Source organism: Pelatocladus sp. BLCC-F211, assembly GCF_041928655.1.
GTDB lineage: Bacteria > Cyanobacteriota > Cyanobacteriia > Cyanobacteriales > Nostocaceae > Pelatocladus.
The window spans coordinates 22,429-29,426 of the sequence record NZ_JBHFLM010000051.1 but is presented as its reverse complement, the minus strand read 5'-3'; the positions used below and the strand labels follow the sequence as shown (position 1 = coordinate 29,426).

Sequence of the window (6,998 nt, the reverse complement as noted above, 5' to 3'; positions counted from 1 at the left end):
AGGCTTCAACACGCCGATGATTATTCCTACTGGGATTGCTCAATTCTATCAAATTAGAGACTGCGGCTCAAGCCGCAATGTCGCTTTTCCGCCCCTGGCTAAAGCCGAGGGGCTACCAAGCTCCCGGAAACTTTACGTGTTTATGGGCAGTAGCATTTGAATACTTCAGGAAGTCACGCTTTGCGCTTCTACAACTACTCTCACTTCCTTATAATGTAACCAGCAAGTTTCCCTGAGCTGAAAACAACTCAAACACAAGTGTGTTTACTTTGATTACAGTACATTGCAACTACGTAAACTACTATTGCTGAAGCCAAATTTAGAAAAAGCCTGATGAAGGCTTCATAGATTGGTATCTTACTTGTTTTAAGACCGATTTGTCCAGTTTATCAAAGCCTAGCTAAATAACATTCAGTTGCTTACCATTAATTGCCGATCCCCTGATTATTGATTTCGTTTTACTCCTTAGCTTTTAGCCTCTATCGCTCCCATGCTGACACATCACCGCAAGCCCGTGTGCTTATCACTGATTTCTACAGATCTGCCACTCTGGTCTGTTGTTGAAACTGCCGCAACATTGTATCAAAAAGACCGCGATCGCTTTCATTTACTGTTGACAGCACCAACTGTAACTAACAGTAAAGAAGCACTAAATCCCAGTAGTCCGAGAGTATTATGGCTAGAGATTTCCCCCTACCGAGTAACCATGACTATGCAAGGAAATGCTCAGTTGAGCTATCGGCATTTTTGGGAACGAGGTGTATATGGGATTACTCGCTACTGGTTGCCGAATGAGTCACTACAACCAAATCAACCAATTCGTCTACGTAATTTTACCCGTAACTTGACCTTGAATGGACACCCGCTGCCGGAAAATTTACGGCTGGAGTATGAGTTATGGGCAGGAAAAGTCCAATTGGGATGCTACATTCTCAATTTGGAGATACATCATTAAAATTTGTTATTGGTTGATCGGGTAGCACAGCTAGCTGTGCTACCCTACACTAATCCAGAACGCAAGGCTACGACTGCTGCTTGTACGCGATCGTCAACCGATAATTTATTCATAATTCCCCGGACATGGGTTTTCACAGTATTGGGACTAAGGTAGAGTTTTTCGGCAATTTCTGGGTTACTATAACCTTCTACTATCAGTTTCAATACTTCTAATTCGCGTTCAGAAAGGTTAGCAACATTTCCTTTAGGGGAAGGTGGTTTGAGATTTTCGATCACTTGTCTAGCAATTTGAGGATCAAGGTAAGTTGCACCTTCAACAGCAGCTGCGATCGCACTTAAAAGTCGCTCTACACTTGCTCCTTTAATACAATATGCATCAGCACCACTAGATAAAGCAGCAATAATTTCTGTTTCTGTTTTGTGAGACGTCAGCATCACCACGTGAGTATTGGGTAATGCAGCTTTGATTTGTTGTGTCGCCGCAATCCCATCTAAACGGGGTAAGCCAATATCCATTACCACCACATCTGGTTTAAGTTTCAGCGCTGCTTGTACACCCAAATAGCCATCTTCAGCTTGTCCGACAATTTCCAATTGGGGATGCGTCATTAGTGACTGTTCTAAACCCAATTGCATCATCGGATCATCTTCAACGATTAAAATCCGCAATGGTGCAGCATCTGGAGACAGATTAATAGAAGTATCAAAAGACATTTTTTATCAATTTAGAATTTGTCATTTACTAATGACTAACTTTATTCTTCCACGCGATATCCCAACTCTGCCAAACGGATACGAGACTGACGCCATTTTGGTTGCACTTTCACAAATAATTCTAGATATACTTTGCCTGCAATTAACTTTTGAATTTGTTCTCTAGCGGCGCTACCAACAGCTTTCAGCATCGATCCACCTTTCCCAATGAGAATTCCTTTTTGAGAATCACGTTCGACATGAATTGTGGCGAGGACGCGGGTAATTGTTGTTGTTTCTTCGACTTTATCTATGGATATCGCCACAGAATGGGGGATTTCTTCACGGGTTAACAACAGAATTTGTTCTCGAATCAACTCGCCCATAATAAAGCGTTCTGGTTGATCGGTTACTAAATCAGGAGGATAGTAGTAAGGGCCTGGTTCTACATTTTGAATCAGTAATTGCTGTAGTTCACCCAATCCTGTACCTGTTTTGGCAGAAAATTTTACTGTTTGCCATTGATAATCATTTGCCAATTGCGTGTAACTTTCATCTATATTCAGAGAATCTGCTGTTTGTTGATCGATTTTGTTTAAACCCAAAATTACTGGTGTACTGCTGCGACTCAGCAAATCACCAATGTAGCGATCGCCTGCACCACAAACTGTTGTAGCATCGACCACAAGCAGCACTACATCCACAGATTCAATCGCTATTTTGGCATTCTGCACCAGTACTTGACCCAATTGATGGTGAGGTTTATGAATTCCTGGTGTATCCACAAAAATTAATTGTGCCTCTTTTGTTGTTAAAATACCCCGCAGTCGATTGCGTGTAGTTTGGGCTACTGGTGAAGTGATGGCTATTTTTTGTCCTACTAATTGATTCATCAACGTAGATTTACCGACATTGGGACGACCGACAATACCGATAAAACCCGACTTGAAACCAGGAGGAGCCTGTGGAATCATTACTTCCCCTGCAAAAGAGAAGATGTCATTATTATTACTAGTCACCTGTGACTCCATTTACTCTACGTTTGCAATTAGTAATTTGGTGTGTAGAGACAAAAGAAACATAGAATCACCCTGAAGTTTTTAGCTATTGCCTTTGCTTTAGTTTAATCCACTACTAAATATATTTAACTACCAAATACATTTCACACACCAAATCTCAAAACCTATAGCCCAGTCAATGTTAATATTCACTAACAAAGCCAAACTAAATAATACCCTAGTTCTAATTACCGATAGAGTAGATATTTATTTATGAACATATACATTTATGTATATTTGTTTAATTATATCTAGATAAGTAGTTCTAAATGAGTTGTGAAAATTGACAGAGTAAGATCCCCAACTTCTTTTAAGAAGTCGGGGATCTTTTTAATGCTATTGCAGTTCTAAATCATTCCCAGTACAAATTCCCCTTCATTCACAGCTTGATTCGTTGCTACATCATACACTAATCCATTTTGCTCAGAGTAAATATCAATTACTTGAGGTAGCTTACCTTCTTTATTGAAACTCAAAATTTGATAAAGCTTCTGTCCAGCTTTAATTTCACTTCCTAATTCCACTCTTGATTGAATCATTCCACCTGCTGGAGCATAATATTTATGAATCTGACTTCTGGCTTTAAAAGTCATTTCGTGATTTTGACTATTTGCTAAAGGGAAATCAGCAACTTTTAGCACTCCTTTAAATGCTAAATAGTTTTTGATTCCTAAAATTCCCCTAGCTACAGAATCAGGATTCATTTGCATACCTATACCTAACTCCAGTGTCCAGGCTTCTACATCAAATTTGATATCTCTTCCCAATTGTTTAAAAATTTTTTCTAATGCTAACCAAGGTTTAATAAATGCTTCATCAAAAGCATCACCGTCATATTCATCAAGCACAATCCCAAAATTGAGTAAAAAGTATTTCGCACTGTCTTCTCGATTTGGGAAGTAATAAAGGTAATTTAAGCCTTGATTAGTAGAACTATGTAAATCAATTAAGTAATCAGTATCTAAACTCAAAGATTGTAGTCTGTAGCGAAACCTCTCAGTATAAGGTACACCACTGGGAGAATTAATTTTTTCTAAAAGTTGCGTGAATCTTTGCTGAATTAAGGCAAGATAATTTTGTTTGACGACCTCCCATTTTAAATGAAGTTGAGATTTAGCAAACACAGCTAAATCATCAGCTTCTTTTTCATAATCCCAAAAGATACGGTTCCAATCTTTAGCCTCATAAACACAGTATCTACCAGGTGAAAAGTGATGCACACGAGTATTGGTTCCCATCGGATTACAAACAGGAACTAACCAAATTTCTCCTACTAAATCAGTATCATCGAGCGTCAGTAAAAACTCAATTAATTGGTGAATCACTGCATTACCAGCGATTTCTGCACCATGTAAATTAGATTGAATGTAAACTTTTTTGCCGGGATAAGCACCAATAAATTTATATACTTGTAGTGATAAAACATCACCGGAAGCCATTTGGCGTAGAGGAATTGTAGAAATATTTGGAAGCATTTTGGGGGATTGGGGATTGGGGATTGGGGATTGACTTGCGCGTCTACATCGGTGGTCGATTTTTTTATATGCTTATTGTTTCAAGCTTGGATGTTCCTGTTTCAAGCTCGGATTTTCCTGTTTGAAATCTGACGTTTCTCGTTTCAAGCTCGGATTTTCCTGTTTGAAACCTGACGTTTCTCGTTTCAAGCTCGGATTTTCCTGTTTGAAATCTGACGTTTCTCGTTTCAAGCTCGGATTTTCCTGTTTGAAACCTGACGTTTCTCGTTTCAAGCTCGGATTTTCCTGTTTGAAACCTGACGTTTCTCGTTTCAAGCTCGGATTTTCCTGTTTGAAACCTGAAGTTTCTCGTTTCAAACTTGGAGTTTCATCTTTTAAGCTAGTCTTTCACGGGAAAATCCCAAAACTTGTGTATGGAAATATTACTCCTCCTACACCCCCACACCCATTTTCAAGCTAAACGCTCATATGATAAATCACACAGCCAAAATATTAAAATCTATTCCCTAATCCCCGATCCCCGATCCCCGATCCCCAATCCCCGATCCCCGATCCCCAATCCCCAATCCCCAATCCCCAATCCCCAATCCCCAACAACAAACATAAGTTTTGATCCAATGCAATCTCAAATCATTATTCCACAACCTCTCCAACCTGGCGATTTACTGCGAGTTATCGCGCCTAGCGGTGCTTTGCGAGAACTGACGACATTTGAACGGGGAGTAGAAATTTGGCGATCGCACGGTTATAGAGTAGAAGTAATCCCAGAGATAGATGACAAATGGGGTTATCTAGCCGGTAGCGATGAAAATCGTCGTCATCACCTAGCATCAGCATGGCACGATCCCGAATGTCGTGGTATTCTCTGCGCCAGAGGTGGTTTTGGTAGTACCCGGATTTTGGAAAATTGGAATTGGGGAGTGGGGGGAGATGGGGGAGAAGGGGACACGGGGAATATTATTACTTCCCACACTCCTCACACTCCAAGCACTCCCAAATGGATAATTGGCTTTTCCGACATCACTGCTTTACTCTGGAGTCTTTATAAACTGGGGATTTCCGGTGTACATGCGCCTTTGTTAACCACCATTGCTGATGAACCAGAGTGGTCAATTCAACGCTTATTTGATTGGGTGGAAGGACGTTCCCTGAGTGCTTTGAAAGGTTTTGGTTGGGGAGGTGGTGTAGCTAATGGTATCCTGTTACCTGCTAATCTCACTGTTGCAACTCATCTTCTGTGTACACCCATTCAACCGGATTTAGATGGTGTCATCCTGGCTTTTGAGGATGTGACAGAAGCGCCTTACCGTATCGATAGAATGCTGACGCAATGGCGGATGAGTGGTGCTTTGTCTAAGGTTCGTGGTATTGCTTTGGGTAGTTTTACTAACTGTGAAGCACCAGCAGGTGTTCCTAGTTTTAGTGTGGCAGAAGTTTTGCGCGATCGCTTGGGTGATTTAGGAATTCCCGTTGTCTCTGATTTACCTTTTGGTCATGAAGCACCAAATGCAGCTTTACCCGTCGGTGTGAAAGTAACTTTAGATGCAGACCAAGGAATATTAGATATTGTCAATTAAACTGTTGCCAACAGCGATCCAGAAATAGCTTATAATACCCAAGTTGTCCTCAAGTGATAAAATTTTTTGAGGAATTAATTCCATGGCTAGACAATATGTATCTACCGGATATTTACAACAGCATGACAGCAAGCTGTATGCTATTTTTGCTTGGAGTCAAAGACAAGCAGAAATAGTTCCAGCAAAATCATGGCTGACTGTCATGGAGATATTTGTTCACGAACATTCTCTCGAAAAAGCCTATCAAATATTTCAAAAAACTAAATTAGCTCCAATTGTCAATAAAGTCAGAGATGAAATAGATCAATACAAAGATTTACTTGCAAATGCCATAGTATTTATGGCAGATAGCCAAATTACAATTTATGGCAAAGGTTTTCGGAGTTTTATCGAAAAAGATATGCAGTTTGAACTTGGTTCATTAAGTCAAGAAACTTACCAAGTTCTCCCGCAATTATTTGCTCATTTGCAATTAGAAGATGACCTCGAAAAGATTGAGAATATAGAAGACTTTTCTAAATTAGTCGAAAAACTAGAAAATCTAGGTTTATTATCTCCTGCTACAGGCTCTATTGATTGGGGAGATTTGAAAAAAATAGTTCCTATTTGTCAAGCATTTGGATTAACAAGAGGTACTCCTGTTGATCGCTATTATCTCAGTAAATTTCTGGATGATGTTCATGCACAAGTAGTTGGCAATATTTTAGAAGTCGGTGGTACTCCCAAAGATAAAGATTTTTATCAAATGAATCCTGGTAGTTCCTATCGGATTCTCAATTTAGAATCAGGCCCAGGAGTAGATATAGTCGGGGATGCTCATGATGTCTCTGTTATCGAACCACAGTCTTTAGATTCAGTAATTATTTTCAATGTTTTAGAGCATTGTTACGCACCGTGGATTGCTATTGAAAATATCCATACTTGGCTAAAAGATGGTGGTAAATGTTTTGCAATGGTTCCAAGTTCGATTCGAGTTCATGCTACCCCGGTTGATTATTGGCGACCTTTACCAGATGCTTTTGCTTGGATGTTTAGAAACTTTTCTCAACAGAAATTGTATGTTTACGGCAATCCGATTACTGTCATAGCTAGTTATCATGGTATAGCTGTCGAAGAATTAACCCCAGAAGAACTAGACGCTTTTCATCCAGATTATCCCGTTGCAACTTGTATCGTAGCTGAAAAGTAAACTAAATATTAATTAAATTTAAATTTAAACCACGTCTACTTTGAGAACT

The 6,998-nt window shown here is 39.6% G+C and carries 7 protein-coding genes; 3 read left to right on the top strand and 4 right to left on the bottom strand.

Annotated elements, in window-relative coordinates; all coding sequences use genetic code 11:
• The first annotated feature begins 490 nt into the window (after positions 1-490).
• Positions 491-955 carry a hypothetical protein gene (locus ACE1AT_RS05605; RefSeq protein WP_374866300.1) on the top strand — a complete coding sequence of 155 codons (465 nt, stop codon included), beginning with the start codon at positions 491-493 and terminating at the stop codon, positions 953-955.
• A 44-nt stretch (positions 956-999) separates the two neighbouring features.
• On the opposite strand, the gene ACE1AT_RS05600 is transcribed toward ACE1AT_RS05605, so the two are convergent.
• The 4 genes from ACE1AT_RS05600 to ACE1AT_RS05585 all read right to left on the bottom strand — a co-directional run bounded on the left by ACE1AT_RS05600 (position 1,000) and on the right by ACE1AT_RS05585 (position 4,540).
• Complete coding sequence (locus ACE1AT_RS05600) at positions 1,000-1,671, bottom strand: response regulator (protein ID WP_374866299.1); 672 nt, start codon at positions 1,669-1,671, stop codon at positions 1,000-1,002.
• 41 nt (positions 1,672-1,712) lie between these two features.
• Positions 1,713-2,624, bottom strand: a complete 912-nt coding sequence (gene era, locus ACE1AT_RS05595) for a GTPase Era (RefSeq protein ID WP_374866303.1) — start codon at positions 2,622-2,624, stop codon at positions 1,713-1,715.
• A 431-nt stretch (positions 2,625-3,055) separates the two neighbouring features.
• Positions 3,056-4,183 (bottom strand): succinylglutamate desuccinylase/aspartoacylase family protein, encoded by a 1,128-nt coding sequence (locus ACE1AT_RS05590; RefSeq protein ID WP_374866298.1) that lies wholly within the window; start codon positions 4,181-4,183, stop codon positions 3,056-3,058.
• A gap of 72 nt (positions 4,184-4,255) precedes the next feature.
• A complete protein-coding gene (locus ACE1AT_RS05585) occupies positions 4,256-4,540 on the bottom strand; it encodes a hypothetical protein (protein ID WP_374866297.1) in 285 nt (94 codons plus the stop codon).
• 260 nt (positions 4,541-4,800) lie between these two features.
• Between ACE1AT_RS05585 and ACE1AT_RS05580 the strand changes: the two genes are divergently transcribed.
• Together ACE1AT_RS05580 and ACE1AT_RS05575 are read left to right on the top strand one after the other, a co-directional pair.
• On the top strand, positions 4,801-5,760 hold the full coding sequence (locus tag ACE1AT_RS05580) for an LD-carboxypeptidase (RefSeq protein WP_374866296.1): 960 nt from the start codon (positions 4,801-4,803) through the stop codon (positions 5,758-5,760).
• Between the two features lie 82 nt (positions 5,761-5,842).
• A complete protein-coding gene (locus ACE1AT_RS05575) occupies positions 5,843-6,949 on the top strand; it encodes a methyltransferase domain-containing protein (RefSeq protein WP_374866295.1) in 1,107 nt (368 codons plus the stop codon).
• Positions 6,950-6,998: the final 49 nt, after the last annotated feature.